Source organism: Rhodococcus baikonurensis, assembly GCF_040489275.1.
Lineage (GTDB): Bacteria > Actinomycetota > Actinomycetes > Mycobacteriales > Mycobacteriaceae > Rhodococcus_F > Rhodococcus_F baikonurensis.
Genome location: NZ_JBEUOQ010000018.1, coordinates 1 through 22,155, shown reverse-complemented (window position 1 = coordinate 22,155; position 22,155 = coordinate 1). Strand labels below are relative to the sequence as shown.

The window sequence follows — 22,155 nt, the reverse complement described above, 5'->3', positions numbered from 1 at the left end:
GTTGAACCTAACCGCCTGATGCGATAACCAACTATATCGCGCCGATATATAAAACCACACTGCGGCCCGATACGTGTACCAAGGTGTCACGGCTAGATCAGGGGGTGAACGGGTAGATCGACATGATTTCCCCGTCGAGGCCGGCTGTCAGGTACCCGCTCTCTTCGAGGTCGTTGCCGACGTGAATCTCGATGGTCGGCACGGTGTCGGTGCTTTCGACAGAGACGTATCGTGTGGTCGGATTCTGCACCGACGTCGTGGTTCCGGCGCCGTCGAGCAGGGCGATCACGATGCGAGGATCGAGCTGTGTGACGTCGATCTGTGCCACGTCCAGTTCGCGCGATCCTCCCGAAGTCGTGTCCTCGAGGTCGCCTCGGTAGTAGCTGTCGAGGGCCTTGCGCGGTGCGGCAGGATCGGCGCGCGTTATGCGTGCATAAGTGGGATAGATGGTCATCTCGTCGACCAGTCCGCTGCCGTACTCCGTTTCGATGGCACGGAACATCGCCCCCAGGCCGTCGACGGTGTGCAGCTGTGGCTCTGGGCTCGAGAAGATCGTGACGTCCGACGCCACATATTTGATTCCGAAGCCGATTGCCGACACCAGTGACAGAGCGATGATCGCAAGGGCGATCCAACGCGTGTCGAGCGAAGGTTCCTTCCGCAGGATGGGCAGAGACGCCTCGGTCTGCAGATCCGACGTCAAGTCTTCGAGATCGCCGAGAGTGACTGCCACCGAGGCGAGTTCGGTCAATTCGTCGTGCTCGGTCGCCGTGAGTTGCCCGTCGGCGAAGGCGGAGTCCAGCACGGCGCAGGTGGCCTCGCGATCGGCATTGCGAGCGCGAGTGGTCCTGGTCAGATCGTTCGGCATGTCCGGGGCCTATCGAGGAGTGAAGGGAGACAAGCGGATCGGGCGGCCATCCGGGCTCAACTCCATCGAGCCGCTCGCGCCGAGGTCGTTGCTCACGTAGATGGAAACGCGTGGATCCTGACCCGATGAGCTCATGCTGATGTGTGTGACCTTGGCTTCGGGGACGTTGAGATTTGCGGACGCTCCCGCCAGATACCCGGCGAGTTTGTCGATGTCGACGGCAGCGAGGTCGAAGGTGACAGTGCTGGCTGCTCGAGTCGAGGTGCTGTCGCGTGGTGTGAAGCCGCCTCGAAAGTCGATGTCTTCCTCCAGATTCGGCGAGATAGTGGCGGCGCGAGTAACGCTTGCATAGCCGTCGTAGAAGTTGACGGAATCGATTGTCGTCGTGCCGTACTTGGCGCTGTATCTGGTGATGAATTCCCCGATCCCGCTTGCGGTGAGCGTGTTCAGCGTCGAACTCACAATGGGGGCAAGCGGTCCGACCGGTTCGGCTGCCGCCGGTGGAGGCGGTGAGGGTGAATCGTCGGCGGACAAGGTGAGGAACCCGATCAGGGTTGCGAAGACAGCCGATGCGGCCGCGAGGTACCAGATCTTGTCGATACGACGAACTTTCGCGACGGCGTTCCGCAGCGTCGCTTTCTGCAGATCGCGGACCAGTAGATCGAGCTGGCCGAGGGTGGTCGCGGTCATGGCCGCAGCCGTCCGGTTCGCGTGCTCGTCGACCGTGATCTGTCCGTCGGACAGAGCCGTATCGAGAACGGCGCAGGTATCGGAACGGTCGACGTCGCGCGCACGGGTGCGCGTAGAGGTAGTAGTCGGGGACCCACTCACCGGCTCACCCTAGCTCCCGTACGGGTAGGAACGAGAGATCTCGCCCCACGGCGTGACCTCGATACGGCCACCCTCGCTGCGGTCGTTCTCGGCATAGATCGCGATCTCCGGGACGCCGTAGTTCGCGTCCACGATCAAGTGCGTGATCGTGGCGTCCGGCACCTTGACGTATTCGGCGATGTTTTCCATGAACGGCGCGAGTTTGTCGATCTGGATGGAACCGAGATCGAAGGTCGGCTGGCCCGTTCGCCGCGGAATGGACGTTACTTTCCGCTCGAAACCGTCGCGAAAACTGATGGACTCGGTGAGAGCAGGAGTGTCGGAGGCCGCCCGGCTCACCAGGGAGTAGTCGCCGTGGAAGCTGGCGTCATCGATGAACATGTCGCCGAACTCGTCGCGATACCTCTCGATAAATGCGCCGATACCCTCGGGAGTCAAAGTGTCGATGTGTGCGATCAGGATCGGTTCGACGGTCGGTTCCGGCACCGGGGTGGTGGTCGCCAACGGTGGGGCGAGGGAGGTGCTGCTGGCATAACTGGCGGTGATGTCTTCCGAGGGCGTCAACGGTGAGCGACTCCACGCCACAGCGGCGACCGCGCCGACGACGATCAGAGCAGCGCCGCCGATGAACACGGCCTTTCGTGCCGTCGACGTCCGAGGCACCGTTTTGGTCGCGATCTTCGGCACCTGCAGATCGTTGACCAGGCGTGCGAGTGCGAGCAGGGTCTTCGCGGACCTCGCCTTCTCGGTCCGTTCGAAGTAGTCGTCCGCGCTCAACTGCCCTTCGGCGTACGCGGCGTCCAACACATTGCACGTTTCGACGCGATCAAGATCACGAGCGCGCGTCATCGGAGAACGGGAAGACTTCACAGGAAGTGATCGTAATGGCTGGTCGCCATGCCTCCAGCCCCCGAAATGTGTTCATCGTGACCCTCCCGAACCGTCCGTCGCGGAGCGGACGCACGTACGCTGGTCAGGTGCGGATACAGCGGCAAGTTGTGGACTACGCGCTCGCGCGTCGGTCTGTGCTGGCCGAAGTGTCTGCGGGTAGGACCGACGTCAAGCAAGTGTGTGACGCCGATCCGTACCTACTCAGAGCCGCGAAGTTCCACGGCCGGGGCAGCGACGTCGTCTGCCCTATTTGCCGCAAGGAACAGTTGACGCTCGTGTCCTGGGTGTTCGGCGACAAGCTCGGTCAGGTTTCGGGATCAGCCCGAACCTCGGACGAGCTCGCTCGGCTTGCGGAAACAGCAGAGGAGTTCACGGTGCACGTTGTAGAGGTGTGCCGTACCTGCAGTTGGAACCACTTGGTGCAGTCCTATGTGCTCGGCGCAGTACCTGCGCCGCCGCGACCGCGGCGAGCACGCCCACCAAGCCGGCGCACCGCCAGCGAGTAACGCCACACCCGAAGAAGGGCCCGATCGAAGTCTGCACGTGATCGGTCCGTGACCACTGGAGATTTGATTCGTGAGTTCCCCCAGCAACAACAACCCGGGCGGCAACAACCCGGGTGGCCGTCCCGTCGGTCCCAACCGTCCCGCCGGACCTCCTCAGGGTCGTCCGCCGCAGGGACGTCCCATGGGTCCACCACCGCAGGGACGCCCTCCGATGGGTCCGCCCCCTCAGGGTCGTCCGCCGCAAGGACGTCCGATGGGCCCCCCGCCTCAGGGCCGTCCCACGCAAGCCCGACCTTCGGGGCCGCCTCCTCAGGGCCGCCCCGCCGGTCCCCCGCCGCAGGGTCGTCCGCCGCAAGGCCGACCTGCCGGCCCGCCGCCTCGAGATCGTGCCGCAGGCGCTCAGGCCAACGAACCGACCCAGCGCGTCGCGGCAGCAGCAGCGACCACCCGAACCAATGCGGGCACCCGCCCGCCGGTCGGTCCTCCGCCGACGAAGCCGCCGACAGGCGGCTCCGGTGGCGGTGGCAACGACGGACAACCCACGAAGGGAAGAAAGAGCACCGTGAAGAAGAAGTCCAAGTGGCGCACAGTTCGCCGCTCGGCCTACGTCTTGGTGGCGCTCGGTCTTGTTCTGCCCGTCCTTGCCTTCATGGCCGCGTACATCGTGCAGGACGTCCCCAAGCCCGGTGACCTCAAGACCAATCAGGTTGCAACAGTCTTCGCCGCCGACGGCACCACGGTGATCAGCACTGTCGTCCCGCCGGACGGCAACCGCGTCGAGGTCTCGCTCGATCAGGTGCCGCCGCACGTTCGCAATGCGGTTCTCGCCGCGGAGGACCGCGATTTCTACTCGAACCCGGGCTTCTCGATCTCCGGTTTCGCACGTGCAGCCCGGGACAACGTCCTCGGTCGCGACAGCGCCGGTGGTGGCTCGACCATCACGCAGCAGTACGTCAAGAAGGCGCTCGTCGGCTCGGAGCGTTCGCTGACGCGAAAGATGAAAGAGCTCGTCATCTCCTCGAAGATGGCCAACGAGTGGTCCAAGGACGACATCCTTGCCGCATACCTGAACACCATCTACTTCGGTCGTGGTGCGTACGGCATCGGCGCCGCATCCAAGGCTTACTTCGGTAAGCCCGTCGACCAGCTGTCCATCGAAGAAGGCGCCGTCCTGGCGTCGTCGATCCAGCTTCCATCGCTCCTCGATCCCGAGACCAACCCGACCGGTGCCAAGTCCCGTTGGGATTACGTGCTCGACGGCATGGTGTCCGCCGGCACGCTGGATCAGGCCGCGCGCACGCCGATGCAGTACCCCGCCTACATCCCGCTCGCTCAGGTCGACAACAGCAGTCAAGGTTCGACCGGACCCGAAGGACTGATCAAGCGTCAGGTGCTCAAGGAGATCGGCGACGCCGGAATCAGCGAGCAGTTGCTCAACACCGAGGGCTTGAATATCACCACGACCATCGACCCGCAGGCTCAGGCCGCAGCAGTCGAGGCCGCGCGTTCCAACATGGAAGGTGAACCGGAGAACCTGCGCACCGCAGTTGTCTCGGTCGATCCGAAGACCGGAGCCGTCAAGGCGTACTACGGCGGTGAAGACGGCGCGGGATACGACTTCGCGAATGCCGGACTTCAGACCGGTTCCTCGTTCAAGGTGTTCGGCCTCGCGGCTGCCCTGGATCAGGGAATCCCGCTCTCGCAGATGTACGACAGCTCGCCGCTGACCGTCAACGGCATCTCCATCGGCAACGTCGAAGGTGAAAGCTGCGGCACCTGCACCATCGCCGAAGCGCTCAAGCGTTCGCTGAACACCAGCTTCTACCGTCAGATGCTCAGCCTCGACGGCAACGGCCCGCAGGAAATCGCGGACATCGCTCACAAGGCAGGCATCCCGAAGGACATCCCGGGCGTCGGCCCGTCGCTCACCGAGGCTGACGGTTCCGGCCCCAACAACGGCATCGTGCTCGGCCAGTACCAGGCCCGCGTGCTCGACATGGCGTCGTCGTACGCGACGCTCGCCGCATCCGGCACTTATCACGCACCGCACTTCGTGCAGAAGGTCGTTGCCGCCGACGGCACCGTGCTGCTGGACCGTGGCGCACCCGCGGGTGAGGATCGCATCGACGCTGCCGTGGCGGACAACGTGACGGCCGCGATGCAGCCGATCGCGGCGTATTCGCGCGGTCACAACCTGGCCGGCGGACGTCTGTCGGCGTCGAAGACGGGTACCGCGCAGCTCGGTGACACCGGAGCCAACAAGGACGCGTGGATGGTCGGCTACACGCCGTCACTCTCGACTGCGGTCTGGGTCGGAACTCCCGACGGTGAGGCGATCACCAACTCGGGCGGCGCGATGATCTACGGCTCGGGTCTGCCTTCGGACATCTGGAAGGACACGATGGACGGCGCCCTCGAGGGCACCGACAACGAGAAGTTCCCGACGCCCGGCAAGATCAACGGTCAAGCCGGTGGCGTTCCGGAGTACACGGCACCTGCACCGCCCAAGACGTCGGCGCCGCCGACCACCACACCGACGACGACGGAAACCACTCCGCCGCCCGTGGTGACGACGACGCAGGTCGAGGTTCTTCCGGGCATCACGATCCCGATTCCTGGCATCTCCCGGCCGACGACAACCGCGCCGCAGGTACCGGGGGCAGGCGAGACCACCGAGGAAGAACCGGCAGGTGTGAGCCCCGGCCAGTAGTTGGAGGGTGGTCGGTTCGAAAGACGGTAACCTCGCGGAGTGGCCGCGAATGCTGATGATGCCGAACCGACCTCCCCCGCTCCGCTGGCCGAAGATCTTCGTTCGGCGGATTGGCGGGACGTTCCCAGTCGCAACGACGCGATGGTGTCTGCGCTGTCGGGAACCGTCGGCGGTCCGGTCGGTCGTCACGCACTGATCGGACGCACTCGCTTCTTCACCCCGATGCGAGTGATTCTTCTGCTCGCCGTGGTGTTCTTGGCTTTCGGCTGGTTCGCGAAGGCCGGTTGTATTCAGCAGGCTCCGGTCGGCGAGAGCGGGCAGGTCGGCCTCGACTGGAGTGGCAGCCGTCAGTACGTGGCGATGTGTTATTCCGACACAGTTCCGCTGTACGGAGCCGAACGCCTCGATCAGGGCGCTTTTCCGTACAAGACGTCGTGGGAAGAAGTACGCGGCGACGGTTCGATCCAGATGCGGTACATGGAGTATCCGGTCATCTCGGGGCTCTATCAATACGGGGCGATGAAGGTCGCCAAGGCGTGGGATTCGATCACCTGGCTGCCGGGCGCGATCCAGGTGGCGCTCTATTTCAACGTCGTCGCGTTCGGGTTGGCGTTGGCGTGGCTGGTCACCGTGTGGGCGAGCACCCTGCTGGCCGGACGACGGGTGTGGGACGGCGCGCTGATCGCCTGTTCGCCCCTGGTGATCGTGCACGTGTTCACGAACTTCGATCCTCTGGCGACGGCGTTCGCGGCCGGCGGGTTGTTGGCGTGGGCACGCAAGCGGCCCGTGCTCGCGGGAATTCTGCTCGGCCTGGGCGGAGCCGCGAAGCTCTACCCGCTGCTCCTACTCGGACCGCTATTCGTCCTGTGTCTGCGCGCGGGCAAGACGAGGGACTGGCTGGTGACCGCACTCAGCGCCGTCGCGGCATGGCTTGCGGTGAACCTCCCGATCGCCGCGCTGTACCCCCACGGTTGGTACGAGTTCTTCCGGCTCAACTCCGAACGCGGGGCCGATCCCGATTCCCTCTACAACGTGATCGCGTCGTTCACGTCGTGGAAGGGCCTCGACGGTCCTCTCGCACAGGGTGAGTCGCCGTCGAATCTCAACGCCGTGTCTCTGCTGCTGTTCGTGGCAGTCTGCATTGGTGTCGGTTACGTCGCCCTGACGGCGCAGCGTCGTCCGCGGGTTGCGCAGCTGTGCTTCCTGTTGGTGGCGGGCTTCCTGATCACCAACAAGGTGTGGAGCCCGCAGTATTCGTTGTGGCTGGTGCCGCTGGCCGTGTTGGCCTTGCCGCACCGCCGACTTCTGCTCGCGTGGATGACCATCGACGCCCTGGTCTGGGTTCCTCGAATGATGTACTACCTCGGGGTGTCCAACAAGGGGCTGCCCGAGCAGTGGTTCACCGGCACCGTCGTGATTCGCGACATCGCGGTACTCGTTCTGTGCGCGCTGGTGCTCCGGCAGATCTACCGGCCGTCGGAGGATCTCGTGCGGTACGGGTTCATCGACGATCCCGCGGGCGGTGTTCTCGATCAGGCGCCGGACAAACAACCCTCCTGGCTACCGGGTTGGCTGAAGCCGACCAAGGCGAAGGAACCGGAACCCGTCACGGTCTGAGGTCACCATTCGTCGAGGGTGGTGTACCCGTCCTGGACCGCGCGGGCGAACAACGCCGCCTTCGTGGGAGCCGGCCGCCCGACGTCGCTGTACTTCGTGCGGATCCGAGTGATGTGTGTGTTGACGGTGCAGACGCGGAGGTCGAGTGTCTCGGCGACCTCGGACTTGGAATCCGAACGAAGCCAGGCGAGAAGTACTTCGATCTCGCGGACGCTCAGCTTCGGCTTGTGCTTGCCGTGCTTGGGGTTGCCGACTCGGGACACGTTTGCCTCGATCTTCGAAGAAATGCCGATTGAAGACATGCGAGTAGCGCCTTTCGACGGAGGGGATGGGCGTCGACTGCCGTATTTGCAGAAGGGCTGCTGACATCGGGAGCGACTGAGAACGAGTATTTCGATCGAGGCGTCTCAGTGGAACGGGCGCAACGCTCTCGATACAGAGTCCATACAACGGACAAATCCCCTACCTGCTCCGATAGAGTGCGTCGCTATGAACTCGAAGGCGGAAGCCGGTAGGCACAATCAGGTCAATCCGGGCCAGATCGAGTCGCGTGGACAGTTTGCTGAGGCGCTCACGGCGTTGCGGAAGGCATCCGGACTGACGGTTCGCGAAGCGGTCGAGCGTTCGGGTGGTTTGCACGGAACCGTCAGCGGATGGTTTGCCGGCCAACACCTGCCGACGCCTGCGAGTACCCCGATGTTTTTCGCGCTCCTCGAGGCGTGCGGCGTCGATTCCGAGGATGAGCGGCAGCGCTGGATCAGTGCGGTGCAACGAGTGAGGCAGTTGACGGCCAGACGACGCGGCGACGCCACCGTTCCGTATCGAGGTCTCGAATCGTTCCGGCAGGAGGACGCCGAGTGGTTCTTCGGTCGAGACGAACTCACTGCCAACTTGGCCGAACGGGTGGCGTCGGCGATACGAGGTGAAGGTCGCCGTCAGTTCATGGTGATCGGCGCTTCCGGATCGGGTAAGTCGTCGTTGCTGCGGGCCGGGCTCGCCCCGAAGATCGCCGGCGACGATCCACGGTTCGACGGCTGGCAGGTGCAAATCCTGCAGCCGGGTACGGGAGGAATTCCGTCGTCGATCGGCGCCGAATCAACCGTCCTGATCCTCGACCAGTTCGAGGAACTGTGGACGCAGTGTGACGGCGATCGACGCGAGGAAATGTTGCAGACTCTCGCGGAACTCGGTGAGAACACCATTGCCGTCATCGGCATGCGTGCCGACTTCTACGGGCTCGCAGCGGAGGAACCGCTCTTGGTGCCGCTGCTCGACGACTCGCCGATGGTGGTCGGGCCGCTGACCGAGGAGCAGTTGCGTGAGGTGATCGTCGAGCCGGCGGTCAAGGCCGGGATGACCGTGCAGAGCGAATTGGTTCAGGTTCTGATCTCCGAGCTGACACCACGCGGTTCGCGCGCGGCGAGCGACCCCGGCGCTTTGCCCTTGCTCTCACACGCGTTGTTGGGGACCTGGCAACGGTCGACGCGTAAGACGCTGACGGTCTCGGATTACTACGCCACCGACGGGATTGCCGGAGCAGTCCAGCAAAGCGCGGAGGAAGTGTACGGCGAGCTCACAGAGAGGCAGCAGCAGTTGGCGCGCAGGATCTTCCTGCGATTGGTCAACGTCGACGAAGTGACGCAGACGCGACGGCGCGCACCGCGCACCGAACTCTTCCTCGGTGACGACGTCGACGACGTGAATACCGTCATCGACCGGTTCGCCTTACGCCGCCTTCTCACCGTCGACGAGGAGACCGTCGAGGTTTCGCACGAAGTCTTGCTGTCCGCGTGGAGTCGGCTTCGCGATTGGATCGACTCGGACCGGGCCGGCCTGGCGGTGCATCGCCGGTTCACCTACGCGGCGCAGGTGTGGGAAGACAGTGGACGCGACCCTGGCGCGCTGCTCGGACCCGCGCGTCTTCACCTGACGGAAGAATGGCTGAACTCGGGCGAACTCGGTCTCCCGTTGGAGCCGAGCCAGACCCGCTCCGCCGACCTCAACGCCACCGAACGGGAGTACCTCGCCGCGAGCATCGAGCATCGTGATCAGCAGGAATTCGCCGATCGACGACGTACACGCGTGCTACGACGGCTCGTGACTGCGTTGGCGGCAGCGTCGGTGATCGCTCTTGTGTTGGCGGTGGTTGCCACCGTCGCCGGCATCGGCGCGAACCGTCAACGTGTCCAGGCGGATACCGCGCGTGACGAGGCGATGTCGCGGCAGGTTGCCACCGAGTCGATCAGGATGCGTGAGCGGGATCCGTCGCTGGCGTCGCAGCTCGCTCTGGCGGCATTTGCGGTCAACGAAACGACCGAAGCCCGCTCGGCATTGCTGGATGCATCCGGCGTTCATTCGGCTACCCGCATCATCGGACCGCCCGGCGCGATGAAGGCGCGGATAAACCCAGCCGGAACTGTTGTGGCGGTGGGTGGTTCGGACGGGAAGGTCAGACTCTATCCGATGGTGGACGGTGTGGCCTCAGCTGTTCCGCAGGCGGAGTTCCTCGGAGTCTCGGAGGGCGCGGCCCTCTTTGCCGTCGCCTACAGCCCGGACGGACGGTTGCTTGCCACCGGTGGTGCGGGCGGTGCTGCACTGTGGGACGTGTCGGATCCGAGGAACCCGGTGCGTGGAATTCTTCCGGTCGACGGTGAACGAGTCGTGCAGGACATGGAGTTCAGCCCCGACGGAACCAAGCTGGTCGCCGGTACCTCGACGCCCGACGTCCTGCGATGGAACATCGACAGCTCCACGAATGCCGTTGCCTTGCCTGCTCTTCCGCATCCAGCTGACGGCATCGTCACCGCGACGTTCAGCCCCGACGGACGCTTCCTCGTGGCGGGCGGGCGTCAAGCGACAATGCGCGTGTGGGACGTCGCGAAGTGGGGTGAGGAATCGGCGCCGATCTTCGCGACCGAGCCCAACGGCACCACGGTCCATTATCTCGGCGTCGCCTTCAGCCCGGACGGGCGTGAGCTTGCTGCGGGAACGACTGGCAGGGAGGTGGTTCGGTGGGACATGAGCGACCCGGCGCGCCCGACTCCCCTTCCTGCACTGACGGGATTCTCCAGTTACGTCAACGAACTCAACTACGGCAAAGACGGAACACGCCTTGCTGCCGGAAGTTCCGACAACTCCGTGCGCGTATGGGACCCACGAACCGGGGCGTTGATCGAAACACTTCCGGACAGTGGGGCGGTGACCACGGTCGACTACAGCGACGACGGCCGCAACCTGATCACCGGAGGTCTGAACGGCGTCACTCGCGTGTGGGCTCTGCCGGGTCCGGTCTGGGCGGGACCTCGGGACACGATCTTCACCGGTCCCTTCGCCGCGGACGGCTCGCGTCTGGTGGCCGGCGTCGGCGCCAGGGGCGGCGCGATGTTGGCGTGGAACACCGAGGATCTCGATCGCCCCGCGATGATGCCGGAGCTGAAACCGCAAGGGGCCGACTCCTACACCGGAGCATCGGCGGTCTCGGCAGACGGGAACCTGGCTGTGAGCGGCACCGGCGGCGGCGGTGCCTATCTTTGGGACCTGAGTGATCCGGCGTCGCCACGGATCTACAGCGAACCTGCGGTGTACGTGAAGGGCATCGTGGCGGTTGTCGCACTGAATCCCGCCGGAGATCTGCTGGCGGTGTCCTCGCAGGACGACAACAGCATTGCGTTGGTCGACGTTTCCGACCCGTCGGCTCCGAAGCTGCTGTCGTCGACCGATGTCGGCTCTTACCCGCAGATGATGGCATTTCAACCGGGCGCCGACATCTTGGCGATCGCGAACGCCAAGAACGAAGTGGATCTGTGGGACGTGTCGAACGCAGCGTCGCCCCGCGTGGCAGCGACGGTCGGCGGATTCGAAAGTTACGCACTAGCAGTGTCTTTCAGTGCCGACGGAACCCTGTTGGCCGCCGGAAGTGCTGATCACAGTGTCGCCGTGTGGGACGTTCGCACACCGTCGGCACCCGAGGAGCTCGCTCGTCTTGTCGGCCCCGAGGGCGCAATCTATTCGATCTCGTTCAACCGCGCCGGTGATCGGCTCGCTGCGGGTGTCGGCGACGGAACCGTGTGGCTCTGGGACATCGAGACTCCCTCGCGGTCAACACGATTTGCGACGCTGTCCGCCTACCCGGGCCGCGTCAACGATGCGCAGTTCGCCGGCGAGAGTGACATGATCGCGGGCAGTGGGTCGGACAAGACGGTTCGCTTGTGGGGAATCGACCCCGACAGCGTCGTTGATCGATTGTGTCGCACCGCAGGATCTCCCATCACGGAAGCCGAGTGGGAGCGTTACCTGCCCGGTGTTCCCTACCAGGATCCGTGCGCCGGCTGACGCAGGTCAGTTCATCCAGAACTCGAGCGCCGCTTCCCGACCCAGCTCGCCTCCGCTGCCGGTGATGACCAGTCCGGCGGAGGTGAGCTTGTATGTCACGTCCTTGTTGGTGACGGTGAATCCGTTGCCGGTGGGGGTTGGATCGTCGAGTTCGATGGTGGCGCCGTCGCTCAGCCGCTGACCCTTGTAGTAGTAACGGCCGACTCCGGTTTCGCAGATCACGATTCGTGATCCGGTCGTGACGGCGATGGCGACGGCAGGATTGGTCGAGTTGCAACTGGGGCCGCCGGAGACGAAGCCCTGACGGTCGGTGCCCGAGACGGTCGGCGCCGGACCGATCGAGGTTGTGACGCGTGGGGGTGTCGTCGTTCTCGGCGCTGTGGTGGGTGCGCTCGGCGCCCGAGTCGTGGTCGTGGAGTGCGAGTACGGCGTCGTGTAGGTGAAACTCCGCGAACTCGCTTCATCGGCGGCGTTGCCGAAAGCGGCCGCGAGCAGCCCGAAGAACGCGATCCACACGATCACGGCCAGGATGCCGAGTGCGGTGAAGATGTAGCCGATGATCAGACCGGCAAGGGCGAGTCCGTCGCCTTCCTCGCCCGTCCGTTTGATCTGTCCGCGTGCGATGTGCCCGAAGACGATCCCCAACGGCGCGATGAGGAACGCGAAGACGAGAGCGAGTACCGCGAGTGTGTTGGTCGGGCGCCTGCCGTACGGATCGGGCTGCCCGTACGGAGCCGGTTGCCAATTCTGATTGCCCTGGTACCCGTACCCACCCTGATCGCTCATGAGGTGAATCTTGGCATGGACTTCGCCGAAGAGTGCAGGTGATGGCTAGTTTCGGGTACGTGTCTCCAGCTGAGGCGCGATGGCCGGCCAATCGTCGTCGGTCATCGCGAACAGCGCTGTTGTCCGCCAACTGCCGTCGGCGCGGCGTCGGTGCTTGCGCAGCAGGCCCTCGAACTGAGCGCCGAGCTTTGCGATCGCTGCCCTGGACTGTTCGTTGAACTCGTCCGTGTGCCACTCGACGCGTACGGCTTCGAGTTGGTCGAAGGCGTGACGAAGCAGGAGCAGTTTCGATTCGGGATTGATCCCGGTTCCCTGAACCGATCGCGACAACCACGTGTATCCGATTGCAAGACTGCGGTTTACCGGGTCGATCTGGTACATGGACGTAGTGCCGACCACGGCGTTCGTCGCGATGTTCACCTGCGCGAAGGCGATCCGATTCGGGTCGTCGGTTGCTGCAGCGATGTACTTCCGTGCCTGTTCCCGATCGGTGATGGGCGATGCGGTCCAACGAAAGATCGCCGGGTCGTCGGCAGCAGCGAGCAGAGCGTCGGTGTGCGCGACGCCCAGGGGTTCGAGTCGGACACGATCACCGGTCAGCGTCGGTGATTCGAACCATGAGGCAGTCATCAGGCGTGCTCCCGTGAGTGTGTCGGAAGGTTGTTGTCGGAGTTGGCAATCTGATCGGTCCCGCCGGCAAGCGGATACCGCAGCGGGACTCGCAGGAACAGGAAGAAGAACACGGCGAGCAGGATGACGTGGCCCCACACGCTCGCCTGGACGACGGCTTCGTACTTGCTCGGATCGAGATTCATGTCCAGTTGGTAGAAGTACCGGAAGATGCCGATGCCCAACGCCGCGTCGACGATCAGATAGGCGACGATCCAGAACCACCGGATCTTGAACAGGACGAGGAACGGCAGGATCCACAGCGTGTACTGCGGTGAATTGACCTTGTGCAGCAACACGAATCCGCACAGCATCGCGGCACTGACCGCAATCCACGGAAAGTAGCCGTCGCGGACGTAGCGTCGCCAACCCAGATACATCGCGAGCGCGAACGACGCCAGGATCATCACCGGAGACAGAATGCTCACCAGTGCGTCGTAGTCGGCGTTGAGTTCGCGAACCCCGAAACCGTAGAACGGGCGCAGCCCCCAGAACCACAGTGAGTTGGTGGTGATGTCTGCGCTTCGCTTCTCCTGGAAGCTGAACGACGCGCGCCAGCCTTCGTACGAGATGAGGGCGAACGGGAGGTTGACGAGGACGACGGTGACGATCGCCGCTCCCGCCGTCATCAGCGCTCCACGAACGTCGTAACGCTTGCCTTCGGTGCCGCGTAGGAGCACGTAGGCCATGAGCGGCAGGACGAACATTCCCGGGTACAGCTTCAAACAGAAACCGATCGCCAGGATGACGGCCGCCAGAACCGCGCGAGTTCGCAGTGGGATCCGCTCGAACGTCATCAGGAAGATCGCGCCGACGCTGGTGGCCACCACCGGGAGCTCCCAGTTGTGGAATGCGTACAGAACCAGGGGCGGAGTCGCCGACCACACGAGCGCGTACGCGCCGCTCATCTTGCCGAGCATCCACGCCGTGAGCAGTCCGAAAGGAGCCAGGATCAGTGCCGAGTGCAGAAGGAAATCAGTGTCGGTGTGTGAGCCGATACCGCCCAGCCACATCAGAATTCCGCTGAGCACCGGGTATTCGACGGTTCCGCCGGTCAGGAATCCTTCGGGCGTTATGCCGCCGGTGACGAAGGGGAACAGATGCTGATCGATGCCTCGTCCGAGCCAGAGCAGTTGAATGTCGGAGTAGCAGACGTCGATGTTCTTGTTGACGTCGAAGTTCAGGCTTCGGCCGTCGGGCGCGAACGGTGCACCGCCGCATCTGGCCTTGTTGAAATAGCCCAGCGCCATCGTCAGCCCGCACAATCCGACGACCAACGCCAGGATCGACGCCGGGGTCTTGCGGTCTGTTCGCATGATTCTCACCCTAGGGGGCGCAGTGCCTCGCGGGGTGACACGTCTGCGCCACGCGTCGCGTATCGACCTGGCGGTCTTCGCGGATGGGCGGGACGATTTCCCTGGTCAAGGCCCCTCGTGTAACCTACGAGGGTTGCTGACGCAACGACCCTCCTGCCACGGATAGTCCGTGGCCGTTTTCACTTAGTCCACAGGAGGTGATGAGGTCTTATGCGTCATTACGAATTGATGGTCATCCTTGACCCCAGCCTGGACGAGCGCACTGTCGCTCCTTCACTGGATACGTTCCTCAATGTTGTGCGCCAGCACGGCGGCACGATCGACAAGGTCGATGTCTGGGGTAAGCGTCGTCTCGCCTACGAGATCCTGAAGCATGCTGAAGGTATCTACGCGGTGATCGACATCAACGCCACTCCCGCCACCGTCGCTGAGCTCGATCGTCAGCTCGGTCTGAACGAGTCGGTTCTGCGCACGAAGGTTCTGCGCCACAACAAGTAATTACTGTCGGTAGCGAGCTCTACTCTCGCGCCCAACGGTCTTACATCAATGCAGGAGGAACCACATGGCTGGCGACACCATCATCACCGTCATCGGAAACCTGACGGCTGATCCTGAACTTCGTTTCACCCCGGCGGGTGCCGCGGTTGCAAACTTCACGGTTGCTTCCACGCCCCGCACCTTCGACCGTAATTCCAATGAATGGAAAGACGGCGATGCACTGTTCATGCGTTGCAACATCTGGCGCGAAGCAGCCGAGAACGTCGCGGAGAGCTTGACCCGTGGCTCACGAGTAATCGTGAGCGGCCGGCTCAAGCAGCGTTCGTACGAAACTCGCGAGGGCGAAAAGCGAACTGTCGTCGAGCTCGAAGTCGATGAAATCGGTCCTTCACTGAAGTACGCCACGGCAAAGGTCAACAAGGCCAACCGTGGTGGCGGCGGTGGAGGCGGCAACTTCGGCGGTTCCTCCGGCGGATCGGGTGGCGGACGTCCGAGTGCTGCACCTTCGGGTGGAGACGATCCTTGGGGCAGTGCGCCTCAGGCTTCGGGCTCCTTCGGTGGTGCGGGCAGCGACGAACCGCCCTTCTGATCCGTACCTGATCAGGAACATCCAGAAAAGAGCAAAGACATGCCGAAGCCGCCCTTGCGCGACAAGGTTATGAAGAAGAAGGTCTGCACCTTCTGCAAAGAGAAGAACACGCAGATCAACTACAAGGACACGACGTTGCTTCGTAAGTACGTCAGCGATCGCGGAAAGATCCGTGCTCGCCGTGTCACCGGCAATTGCGTCCAGCACCAGCGCGACGTTGCCATTGCCGTCAAGAACTCACGTGAGGTAGCACTGCTGCCTTACGCCACCGTGGCTCGCTAAGGAAAGGGAGGAAAGAACATGAAGCTCATCCTCACCGCTGACGTGGACAACCTCGGTGCGCCTGGCGACACCGTGGAGGTCAAGGACGGCTACGGCCGTAACTACCTGCTCCCCCGCGGACTGGCAATCGTCGCCACCCGTGGCGCCGAGAAGCAGGTCGAGGGCATCCGTCGTGCACAGGAAGCGCGCGCTGTGCGCGGCCTGGATCACGCCAAGGAGCTCAAGGCAGCTATCGAGGGCCTCGAGTCCGTGACACTGACGGTCAAGACCGCCGGTGGCTCGGGCAAGCTCTTCGGTTCGGTTACCGTCGCTGACGTCGCTGCTGCGATCAAGGCTGCCGGTGGACCGGTTGTCGACAAGCGCTCCATCGTGTTGCCGAAGGCTCACATCAAGAACACGGGCAAGCACGCCGTGGTCGTGAACCTGCACCCCGATGTGGTTGCCAAGTTCAACCTGAACGTCGTCGGCGCATAGTCGACTGTTCGTCTCGTCGGGCCCCGCACACTTCGGTGTGCGGGGCCCGACGTTTTGTTTCGGATGCGGTGTGCCGCCTGTCAGCGTCCCGAATCGGACCTGGGGATAACTCTCACACTGTGATGTTCGCCTTCGGGAATCAGTGACGAATCGGGCGAGGCAACACGCCCGACACGCCGACGCGCCGACTGTGGAAAAACTATTTTCATCAACAGGCCTGTGAAATTGTGGATAGCCATCTACCTGGTCTTTTGTAGTTTCTTGGCAAAGTAGTCCCCAAATGCTCCACAGGCGGTGCACACCGTGGGGCGGGAGTTTCCACAAAGCATCCACAGCTTTATCCACAGTCCGGTTTGTATGCGGACCTACTAGTCCCTAACGTCATCTCGGCGTCTATCTACAGCCCGGCCGAATGCGGCTAGGGGATGTCGGTGGGGGCAGGTACAAATGATGAGGGCGCTGCGGTTTCTGGCAGTGTCGTCGAGTGTTTTACGGGAAGGTCTCGCTTGTGGCTGTTGTAGATGATCGAGGACCTTCCGACTTCTCGGGGCCGGATTACCCAGGCCCTCCCGAGGCCGAGCCCGACCAGGAGTTCGGACGCCAGCCACCTCAGGACATGACTGCCGAGCAGTCGGTGCTCGGCGGCATGCTGCTGAGCAAGGACGCCATCGCCGACGTTCTCGAGGTACTGCGTCCGGGTGACTTCTACCGGCCCGCCCATCAGTCCGTCTACGACGTGATCCTGGACCTCTACAGCCGCGGCGAGCCCGCCGACCCGGTGACGGTCTCCGCCGAGCTCGACCGTCGAGGTGAGCTCCGCCGTATCGGCGGTGCCGCCTACCTGGTGACGTTGACCCAGACAGTGCCCACAGCGGCCAACGCCGCCTTCTATGCCGAGATCGTGGCGGAGAAGTCCGTGCTGCGTCGTCTCGTCGATGCCGGTACGCGCATCGTCCAGTACGGCTACGCCGGCACCGAGGGTCAGGACGTGGCCGAGGTTGTCGACCGCGCGCAGGCCGAGATTTTCGAGGTCACCGAGCGTCGGACCACCGAAGACTTCGTACCCCTCACCGAACTCCTCCAGCCCACGATGGACGAGATCGACTCCATCGCCAGCCGCGGCGGAATTTCCCTCGGTGTGCCCACCGGATTCAAGGATCTCGACGAGATCACCAACGGCCTTCACGCAGGTCAGATGATCATCGTCGCGGCTAGACCTGGTGTGGGCAAGGCGCTTGCCCTCGATACTCCCCTCGCGACCCCCAGTGGCTGGACCACGATGGGTGACGTTGCTGTCGGTGATCTGTTGATCGACAACCACGGCAAGCCGACGCGGGTTGTTGCCGCTACCGATGTGATGGTCGACCGCCCTTGCTACGAGGTCGAGTTCTCCGACGGAACTGTGTTGGTTGCCGACGAGCAGCATCAGTGGTTGACGGAGACCTCCAGTGTTTCGGTCCGCACTACCGCCGATATTTACGCCCATCTGGATTCCGGGCATCGAGTTGCCAACACTGCTGCCTTGGATTTTGCGGCCCAGGAACTCGTGACTCCCGCTTACACCTTCGGTGTGTGGTTGGGCACCGACGGTGCTCTCGATTCGGTTGACCCCGAGATTGCCATGTTCCTCGAGGGCGATGGTTGCGCCCAGGTGTCCTTGGAAGACAAGCGCATTCCGGCCGAGTACCTCCGTGGCCCCATCGGGCAGCGACGCGACCTGCTGGCAGGCATCCTCGATGTTGCGGGTGTTGTCGGCGACGACGGTTCGATTGCCTTGGCGATTGCACATCAAGGTCTGTCAGGCGATATCGCGGAGTTGGTTGTTGGCCTCGGTTTTGGAGTAACAATTGCAGGCGAATCAGTTCTGTCGATTGTTGCAAACGCAGATGTGTTCCGCGTTTCTCGAAAGATGTTGTTCCACAAGGAACTGCGCGCCGAGGATCACGGATCGCGCTTCATTGTCGACGTTCGGCCAATTGCGAGTGTTCCGGTTCGCTGCGTCGAGGTCGACAACGCCGACCACATGTACCTGGCCGGTCATTCGATGGTCCCGACGCACAACTCCACGCTCGGAATGGATTTCCTGCGTTCCTGCTCAATTACCCATGGCATGGCCAGCGTCATGTTCTCGCTGGAAATGAGCAAAACCGAGATCGTCATGCGTCTGCTGTCCGCAGAGGCAAAGATCAAGCTCGGCGACATGCGCTCCGGAAAGATGACCGACGACGACTGGACCAAGCTCGCGCGTCGCATGAGTGAGATCAGTGAGGCGCCGCTATTCATCGACGACTCCCCCAACCTCACCATGATGGAAATCCGCGCAAAAGCGCGGCGGCTCAAGCAGAAACACGACATTCGCCTGATCGTCATCGACTACCTCCAGCTGATGAGCTCGGGTAAAAAGGTCGAGTCCCGTCAGCAGGAAGTCTCCGAATTCTCCCGTAGCCTAAAGCTTTTGGCGAAGGAGCTTGAAGTTCCGGTTGTCGCGATCTGTCAGCTCAACCGTGGTCCTGAGCAGCGAACCGACAAGCGTCCCCAGGTCGCCGACCTTCGTGAGTCCGGATCGCTCGAGCAGGACGCCGACATGGTGATCCTGCTGTATCGCCCTGACGCGACCGAGCGAGACGATCCCCGTGGCGGTGAAGCCGACCTGATTCTGGGTAAGCACCGTAACGGCCCGACCGCGACAATCACTGTGGCGCACCAACTTCACCTCTCGAAATTCGTCGATATGGCGCGGGGATAGCTGCTGCCGCCATCGCCTGAAGGTGGGACGGATTTCAGATCTTGTGAGATCCTGCTACAAGCACCAATTCGATTCCACTAGTGCAAAATTCGGTTTGTCTACAGGTGGGGTAGTGCTGCGGTGAGGAAGACGGCGCCGAAGGCGATTCCGGCAATGCCGGTGAGGATCCCGACCACGCCGGCGGTGTTGTCGCCCAGATCGCGTCCGGGGGTGTCGGGTCGGCGCGCTGCCAGGGCGATTCCGATGGCGGCGGCACCGAGGAGGATGCTGAGGCCGAACATCCAGAACGTCAGGATCGAGAGGGCACCGAGCATCAACGCCATGTCGCTGTATTCGTCGCTGGTGATCGGGCGGTGGTGATCCCACCAATTGGGCGAGGTGTGCGGGCGGGATTCGGTGTTGCCTGTGTTGTTGGATTGCTCGTGCGGGGGGAAGGTTGATGCAGTCATGACGGCTAAAGGGTTCTCGTGCTGATTCTTTCGTGTGGTGGATGGGCCGATCGGCCATACGGGTGCAGAGAGGACCGAACGGCGGTGGGGATCGAAAGGGCGGTGGGGTGGGTCCCGAGCACGCATCGCGTGTCTTCGGAACTCACCCCACCGTGGAACGCTTGTCCGGGCCGGTAGGATCAGACTTCGACCTGGACCTGTGTTGTCGCTTCGATGGTTTCGGTTCGGGAGGGCGGTCCGGAGGAGACCTCGATCCGCCGCGGTTTCGCCTTCTCCGCGATCGGCAAGGTCACCGTCAACACGCCGTTGTCGTATGAGGCGACGATCTGTTCGGCGTCGATGTCGTCGCTGATGGACAGTTGCCGTCTGTATGTTCCAGCGAAACGCTCACTCGCCAGCCAGCTCACACCCTCTTCGGAAAGAGCGGTGCGATGCGCGGTCAACGTCAGAGTCGAGCCGTCGATGTGGACGTCCACTGATCCTGGGTCGACGCCGGGAAGATCGGCGTGCAGGACGTACTGGTCTTCGACCTTGTAGAGGTCCATCGGCATGAACCGTGGACTGCGTCCGTTGCCGGTTCCCGCGGCGAGTACGGACTTGGTGATCGCGTCGATGTCGGTGAAAGGATCGAAACGAAGCACAGCAACACACCTCCCATATTGTGAAAAGAAAGGTCACCGCCACTGTGGCGGTTGACCGAACTTACTGTGCGAGAACATGATAACCACACGAATTAGCACTCTGCAACCGAGAGTGCCAGAAGCTTTGGGGAAGTGTTCCGGTCCCTGAAGATCGCTGCGTTGCCTGGTCCCGACAAAAGCGGTGGCCGCCTTCGGCCTCGAATCGACTCGGGCGGCGCGGTACGGCACTTCGTCAGTAGCGGCGGTGCGGTAATGGAGCCGCCGGCTCTGTCGCCTTCGATGCCAAGAAGTGGTCACGCTAGCTGCGCAGTAGCCGCGGTGCCTGGAAAGGTGGCCCGTGCCTGGTATTTGGTTTGCAGACGTCTGTTCCGAATGCTTTCGCAAAATAGGTCTTTTCCCGATGTTTGCGGGTGGATCGGGCATCGAACATCGCGGGTGCTCGTTCGTCGGAGTCGCTGCGAACGATGTCGGTGTTCGTGCACACACCGAACCGGCTGTAAGGGAGAACACTTCAGCCACCGTCAAAGCTTGCTCATCACAATGGAACTGGGACTTTCGACCCTGTCGTCTACAAGCAGTGCGCAATAACCTTCGTCGGGTCGGGGGCACCCGTTCCGTTCGAGGGGGCAAACATTCGGGCGGGTGTTCGTCAAGGCAAGGCCATATCACCCTCACTGGTCTCCTTGCCGGGCCTTGAGCTGTGCGCGCCCAGAAGTGCTCAGGGCCCGCCCGATGCGGGGATCGAGAAAGTGAAGACGAAAGGTTCTCAGATGAGCCGAAGGAGCGATCGGCGATCGACGAGTTCTGCTCGTCGCCTGGCCACGCGGACTACCGGTGTCAGAGGTTCGGCGTGTAAGCCGAACCCGCTCACGGCAGAAGATCTGAGGGCTGTAATCGAGTCCCTCACTGGAGTTCTCGCTGCTCGAGAATCGAGCGCGGAAACCGCACCTCTCGCCGGAAATCCTCCGTCGTCGACGCCAACTGACAGGCAGTTCTGAATCGCACCGGCATTTTCGCAGCCGGACAGCATATTCGAACTCAGACGCGCTGTCAGCCGGGACGGGTGGTAATCACAGAAGGAGGTGGAAGATGTCGAAGGCGACTGTCCATTGGGCTGTGCCGGGGTTCTTGCGGTCCGGCTCGACCGTGGCGAAAGTTTGCGCCAGCGCTACGCTCAACCCTCCTGCGATCAGCGGCAGTCGTTGCTCTGTCTCCTCTGAGAGGGCCACGTCCAAGGGCGGGCGGGCCGTGAGCTGATCGAGCAGCGGTTGAAGTTCGATCTCCTCGTCGAGTTTTTCGAACCGGTGGATGCTCTCCTGTAATCCCTTGGTGATCGGCAGGTCCCACGGTTCGATCACGTCGCGCAAGTTTGCTTTCGCGGAGGCTTTCCCGATCAGGATCACGTCGTAGATCTTGTCGTCGATGAAATCGGTATAGCGCTTGAGATCGTTCCGGTCGACCTGCAGTCCGGCCGCTGCCCTGAAGAACCGTTGGAATTTCACGGTGCCCATTACTGGCATGTCGTCAGCTCCTTTCGAAGTATTCATGGATTTGGCGTACGGCCATCGCTCCTTCGCCGACGGCGGATGCCACTCGTTTCACCGAACCTCGGCGGATGTCGCCCGCCGCGAACAGGCCGGGCAGGCTGGTTTCGAGCGTCCTGGACAGGCCGCCGTTGATTGGCAGGCTGCCGTCTGCTCGTGCGTGGATCGCGTCCTCACCGGTGAGGACGAAGCCGTGGTCGTCGAGTGCGATCGCGTCGGCAAGCCACCCGGTGTGCGGTACCGCCCCGATGAAGACGAACAGGGCGCGCACCCGAATCGTGTCCTGGTCGCCGGTATGATTGTCCTCGACCGCAATTGCTTCGAGGTATTTCTCGCCGTGGACCGCACGAATCTCGGTGTGCCGGTGCACGGTGACCCGCGGATGGTGTTCGATCTGGTCGACCAG

At 62.9% G+C, this 22,155-nt stretch carries 20 protein-coding genes; 9 read left to right on the top strand and 11 right to left on the bottom strand.

The window, feature by feature from the left end; translation table 11 throughout:
* Positions 1-97: 97 nt before the first annotated feature.
* From ABWI03_RS28630 to ABWI03_RS28620, 3 genes are read right to left on the bottom strand one after another with little or no spacing between them, the layout of a single operon-like run.
* On the bottom strand, positions 98-868 hold the full coding sequence (locus ABWI03_RS28630) for a DUF1707 SHOCT-like domain-containing protein (protein WP_166810029.1): 771 nt from the start codon (positions 866-868) through the stop codon (positions 98-100).
* 9 nt (positions 869-877) lie between these two features.
* A complete protein-coding gene (locus ABWI03_RS28625; protein ID WP_166810028.1) occupies positions 878-1,699 on the bottom strand; it encodes a DUF1707 SHOCT-like domain-containing protein in 822 nt (273 codons plus the stop codon).
* Positions 1,700-1,708: 9 nt separating this feature from the next.
* Complete coding sequence (locus ABWI03_RS28620) at positions 1,709-2,548, bottom strand: DUF1707 SHOCT-like domain-containing protein (RefSeq protein WP_095971669.1); 840 nt, start codon at positions 2,546-2,548, stop codon at positions 1,709-1,711.
* A gap of 128 nt (positions 2,549-2,676) precedes the next feature.
* On the opposite strand from ABWI03_RS28620, the gene ABWI03_RS28615 reads away from it, so the two are divergent.
* The 3 genes from ABWI03_RS28615 to ABWI03_RS28605 all read left to right on the top strand — a co-directional run bounded on the left by ABWI03_RS28615 (position 2,677) and on the right by ABWI03_RS28605 (position 7,423).
* Positions 2,677-3,096 (top strand): DUF5318 family protein, encoded by a 420-nt coding sequence (locus ABWI03_RS28615; protein ID WP_042448217.1) that lies wholly within the window; start codon positions 2,677-2,679, stop codon positions 3,094-3,096.
* 562 nt (positions 3,097-3,658) lie between these two features.
* Entirely contained in the window at positions 3,659-5,806 is a 2,148-nt protein-coding gene (locus tag ABWI03_RS28610) for a transglycosylase domain-containing protein (RefSeq protein ID WP_298772905.1), read from the top strand.
* A 39-nt stretch (positions 5,807-5,845) separates the two neighbouring features.
* Positions 5,846-7,423 carry a glycosyltransferase family 87 protein gene (locus tag ABWI03_RS28605; RefSeq protein WP_200313027.1) on the top strand — a complete coding sequence of 526 codons (1,578 nt, stop codon included), beginning with the start codon at positions 5,846-5,848 and terminating at the stop codon, positions 7,421-7,423.
* Positions 7,424-7,425: 2 nt separating this feature from the next.
* Here the strand turns inward: ABWI03_RS28605 and ABWI03_RS28600 are convergent, their stop codons facing one another.
* A complete protein-coding gene (locus tag ABWI03_RS28600) occupies positions 7,426-7,725 on the bottom strand; it encodes a helix-turn-helix transcriptional regulator (RefSeq protein ID WP_047888681.1) in 300 nt (99 codons plus the stop codon).
* Positions 7,726-7,912: 187 nt separating this feature from the next.
* Between ABWI03_RS28600 and ABWI03_RS28595 the strand changes: the two genes are divergently transcribed.
* Positions 7,913-11,755 (top strand): nSTAND1 domain-containing NTPase, encoded by a 3,843-nt coding sequence (locus ABWI03_RS28595; protein ID WP_298772648.1) that lies wholly within the window; start codon positions 7,913-7,915, stop codon positions 11,753-11,755.
* Between the two features lie 6 nt (positions 11,756-11,761).
* Here the strand turns inward: ABWI03_RS28595 and ABWI03_RS28590 are convergent, their stop codons facing one another.
* From ABWI03_RS28590 to ABWI03_RS28580, 3 genes are read right to left on the bottom strand one after another with little or no spacing between them, the layout of a single operon-like run.
* A complete protein-coding gene (locus ABWI03_RS28590; protein ID WP_298772651.1) occupies positions 11,762-12,541 on the bottom strand; it encodes a DUF4190 domain-containing protein in 780 nt (259 codons plus the stop codon).
* 45 nt (positions 12,542-12,586) lie between these two features.
* A complete protein-coding gene (locus ABWI03_RS28585; protein ID WP_298772653.1) occupies positions 12,587-13,171 on the bottom strand; it encodes a GNAT family N-acetyltransferase in 585 nt (194 codons plus the stop codon).
* On the bottom strand, positions 13,171-14,526 hold the full coding sequence (locus ABWI03_RS28580; protein WP_095971675.1) for a glycosyltransferase family 87 protein: 1,356 nt from the start codon (positions 14,524-14,526) through the stop codon (positions 13,171-13,173). Before ABWI03_RS28580 ends, ABWI03_RS28585 begins: the two co-directional genes overlap by 1 nt.
* A gap of 210 nt (positions 14,527-14,736) precedes the next feature.
* Between ABWI03_RS28580 and rpsF the strand changes: the two genes are divergently transcribed.
* The 5 genes from rpsF to dnaB all read left to right on the top strand — a co-directional run bounded on the left by rpsF (position 14,737) and on the right by dnaB (position 19,115).
* On the top strand, positions 14,737-15,024 hold the full coding sequence (gene rpsF / locus ABWI03_RS28575) for a 30S ribosomal protein S6 (RefSeq protein ID WP_003941237.1): 288 nt from the start codon (positions 14,737-14,739) through the stop codon (positions 15,022-15,024).
* Positions 15,025-15,088: 64 nt separating this feature from the next.
* Positions 15,089-15,613, top strand: a complete 525-nt coding sequence (locus ABWI03_RS28570) for a single-stranded DNA-binding protein (protein WP_003941248.1) — start codon at positions 15,089-15,091, stop codon at positions 15,611-15,613.
* Positions 15,614-15,652: 39 nt separating this feature from the next.
* Positions 15,653-15,895, top strand: coding sequence for a 30S ribosomal protein S18 (gene rpsR, locus ABWI03_RS28565; RefSeq protein WP_003941245.1), 243 nt, complete (start codon positions 15,653-15,655; stop codon positions 15,893-15,895).
* An 18-nt stretch (positions 15,896-15,913) separates the two neighbouring features.
* Complete coding sequence (gene rplI / locus ABWI03_RS28560; RefSeq protein WP_007735531.1) at positions 15,914-16,369, top strand: 50S ribosomal protein L9; 456 nt, start codon at positions 15,914-15,916, stop codon at positions 16,367-16,369.
* A gap of 508 nt (positions 16,370-16,877) precedes the next feature.
* Positions 16,878-19,115 carry a replicative DNA helicase gene (gene dnaB, locus ABWI03_RS28555; protein ID WP_037137090.1) on the top strand — a complete coding sequence of 746 codons (2,238 nt, stop codon included), beginning with the start codon at positions 16,878-16,880 and terminating at the stop codon, positions 19,113-19,115.
* 98 nt (positions 19,116-19,213) lie between these two features.
* On the opposite strand, the gene ABWI03_RS28550 is transcribed toward dnaB, so the two are convergent.
* The 4 genes from ABWI03_RS28550 to ABWI03_RS28535 form a co-directional block, all read right to left on the bottom strand.
* Positions 19,214-19,564, bottom strand: coding sequence for a hypothetical protein (locus ABWI03_RS28550; RefSeq protein WP_095971677.1), 351 nt, complete (start codon positions 19,562-19,564; stop codon positions 19,214-19,216).
* Positions 19,565-19,743: 179 nt separating this feature from the next.
* Positions 19,744-20,205, bottom strand: a complete 462-nt coding sequence (locus tag ABWI03_RS28545) for an Hsp20/alpha crystallin family protein (protein ID WP_095971678.1) — start codon at positions 20,203-20,205, stop codon at positions 19,744-19,746.
* 1,070 nt (positions 20,206-21,275) lie between these two features.
* Positions 21,276-21,716 (bottom strand): DUF1931 family protein, encoded by a 441-nt coding sequence (locus ABWI03_RS28540; protein ID WP_024487875.1) that lies wholly within the window; start codon positions 21,714-21,716, stop codon positions 21,276-21,278.
* A 13-nt stretch (positions 21,717-21,729) separates the two neighbouring features.
* The coding region (locus ABWI03_RS28535; RefSeq protein WP_353799007.1) for an NAD(P)/FAD-dependent oxidoreductase at positions 21,730-22,155 on the bottom strand (426 nt) is incomplete at its 5' end.

Coding starts and splice junctions, on each gene's coding strand:
- ABWI03_RS28630 (WP_166810029.1), bottom strand. CDS start 868: ATGCCGAACGATCTGACCAGGACCACTCGCGCTCGCAATGCCGATCGC.
- ABWI03_RS28620 (WP_095971669.1), bottom strand. CDS start 2,548: ATGACGCGCGCTCGTGATCTTGATCGCGTCGAAACGTGCAATGTGTTG.
- ABWI03_RS28600 (WP_047888681.1), bottom strand. CDS start 7,725: ATGTCTTCAATCGGCATTTCTTCGAAGATCGAGGCAAACGTGTCCCGA.
- ABWI03_RS28595 (WP_298772648.1), top strand. CDS start 7,913: ATGAACTCGAAGGCGGAAGCCGGTAGGCACAATCAGGTCAATCCGGGC.
- ABWI03_RS28590 (WP_298772651.1), bottom strand. CDS start 12,541: ATGAGCGATCAGGGTGGGTACGGGTACCAGGGCAATCAGAATTGGCAA.
- ABWI03_RS28585 (WP_298772653.1), bottom strand. CDS start 13,171: ATGACTGCCTCATGGTTCGAATCACCGACGCTGACCGGTGATCGTGTC.
- ABWI03_RS28580 (WP_095971675.1), bottom strand. CDS start 14,526: ATGCGAACAGACCGCAAGACCCCGGCGTCGATCCTGGCGTTGGTCGTC.
- rpsF (WP_003941237.1), top strand. CDS start 14,737: ATGCGTCATTACGAATTGATGGTCATCCTTGACCCCAGCCTGGACGAG.
- ABWI03_RS28570 (WP_003941248.1), top strand. CDS start 15,089: ATGGCTGGCGACACCATCATCACCGTCATCGGAAACCTGACGGCTGAT.
- rpsR (WP_003941245.1), top strand. CDS start 15,653: ATGCCGAAGCCGCCCTTGCGCGACAAGGTTATGAAGAAGAAGGTCTGC.
- rplI (WP_007735531.1), top strand. CDS start 15,914: ATGAAGCTCATCCTCACCGCTGACGTGGACAACCTCGGTGCGCCTGGC.
- ABWI03_RS28550 (WP_095971677.1), bottom strand. CDS start 19,564: ATGACTGCATCAACCTTCCCCCCGCACGAGCAATCCAACAACACAGGC.
- ABWI03_RS28540 (WP_024487875.1), bottom strand. CDS start 21,716: ATGGGCACCGTGAAATTCCAACGGTTCTTCAGGGCAGCGGCCGGACTG.